At 74.3% G+C, this 1,857-nt stretch carries 2 protein-coding genes; both read left to right on the top strand.

Annotated elements, in window-relative coordinates:
* On the top strand, positions 1-907 hold a 907-nt coding region (locus tag ACTUAL_RS02065; RefSeq protein WP_440899066.1), incomplete at its 5' end, for an OmpL47-type beta-barrel domain-containing protein.
* 226 nt (positions 908-1,133) lie between these two features.
* The coding region (locus ACTUAL_RS02060) for an alpha/beta fold hydrolase (protein WP_440899065.1) at positions 1,134-1,857 on the top strand (724 nt) is incomplete at its 3' end.

The following is a 1,857-nucleotide window of genomic DNA, read 5'->3' as shown; positions in this document are numbered from 1 at the left end:
CGGCGGCCTGACCTTCGAGCCCGCGTGCTCCGGGGGTGACGCGCGCTACCACCTGTACCTGCGGCTGTCGGACGAGGAGATCGCGTTCGCGGGCAGCGATCCCGGCGTGCCGAACCGCCAGGACGGGACGGGCTGGTCGTTCCTGACCGGCCTGTGGGGTTCGGGCGGTCACGCGACCTACGAGGAGTTCCTCCTCTCCGCGCACACCAACGCGGTGCGCGCCGCACGGGCCGGGCTGCTCAACCGCGAGGAGGCCGTGGCGGTCCTGGAGGCGGCGGCGTCCAGCACCCTGGACGGCTCCGGTCCGAGGGCGTCGGCGTTCCTCCCGGACTCGGACGCGGGTCCGGTCCTGCGCGACGGGGTGGTCGAGTGGTCCCTGCCCGGTGACATCGGCGCGCAGGAGCCGCTGCCCGTGCTGCGGGTCGACGTGCTCGGCGAGCGGGCGCCGTCGGGCTGGTACACCAGCGCGCCCGCGTTCAAGGTGAGCACCGTCCAGCCCGCCGACCTGGAAGCCGCGCTCGGCGACGCCGACTGGTCCCCGGTGACGGCGGAGGTCCAGGCCCCCGGCGAGGGCAGGCACGTGCTCCGCGCACGGGCGACCGACCCGCTGGGCCGCGTGGTGCACGCGCGCGCCGAGGTCTCCGTGGACAGCGAGCCCCCGACGCCGAAGTCCAAGGTCAGGTCCCTGGGCCCGAGCAACGTCGAGGTGACCCTGGACGCGACCGACGACGTGTCGGGCGTGGACCGGATCCGCTGGCGCACGGCGGAGACCTTCTGGGGCGTCTACCAGGAGCCGTTCACGAGGGCGCTGCACGACGAACCCCAGGTCCTGGAGTTCACCGCGACGGACCGGGCGGGCAACACCTCGCAGGTCCACCGGGTCGTCCTGCCGCCGCGCCAGGCGTGACGACCGGCCGAGGGCGCGGTTCCCGGTTTCCGGGGGCCGCGCCCTCGGGGTTCTCCCAAGTCGCCGACCACGTCCTACCACCAGCCCTCCCCGCACCGACGAAAGTCGACCCCCACCCCCACCGCCGGTCGGAAGCTCCCCGCCGTCCTTGACCGTGCCCCAACGGCATGGTTTCCACTGGTCCCCGTCGGCGCCACCGCGTCGGCCACGACGAGGGGATCGGTTGATGCGAAGGACGTTGTCGTTGACCGCGGTGCTCACCACCGCGGCGTCGTTGCTGGTCGCGGGGGTGTCCTCGGCTGAACCGGGCGCCGCCGCCACACCCGCCATCGCCTGGGCCGACTGCCCCGAGGACGTCGCCGCCGAGGGCGTCGAGTGCGGCACGCTCCAGGTCCCGCTGGACTACCGCGACCCGCGCGGGCGCAAGACCGAGATCGCCCTGTCCCGCGTCGCGAGCAAGAACCCCGCGCGGCGCAAGGGCGTCCTGCTCACCAACCCCGGCGGCCCGTCCGTCGCGCTCACGTTCCCGGCCCAGCTGCGCGACGTGCTCAAGATGCCGCAGAGCGTCCTCGACGCCTACGACGTCGTCGCCGTCGACCCGCGCGGCGTCGGGAGCAGTTCGCCCGTCAGCTGCGACCTCACCGAGGAGCAGCAGGCGGACGGCAGCAGCCCGCCATACGCGGTCACCCCCGGCTCGGTGGGCGAGCGCGCCGCCGAGGTGGAGCAGATCGCGAAGCAGTGCCTCGCCTCGCCGAGCGCGGAAGCCCTGCCGCACAACACGACCGCGAACGCCGCCCGCGACCTGGACGCCGTCCGCGCCGCGCTCGGCGAGCGCAAGGTCTCCTACCTCGGCGACTCGTACGGCACCTCCCTGGGCGCCGTGTACGCCACGCTGTTCCCGAACCGGGCCGAGCGCGTCGTGATCGACAGCAACCTCGGCGCGCAGGGCT

This window comes from Actinosynnema sp., from assembly GCF_052038725.1.
This window is presented reverse-complemented; position numbering and strand designations above follow the sequence as displayed.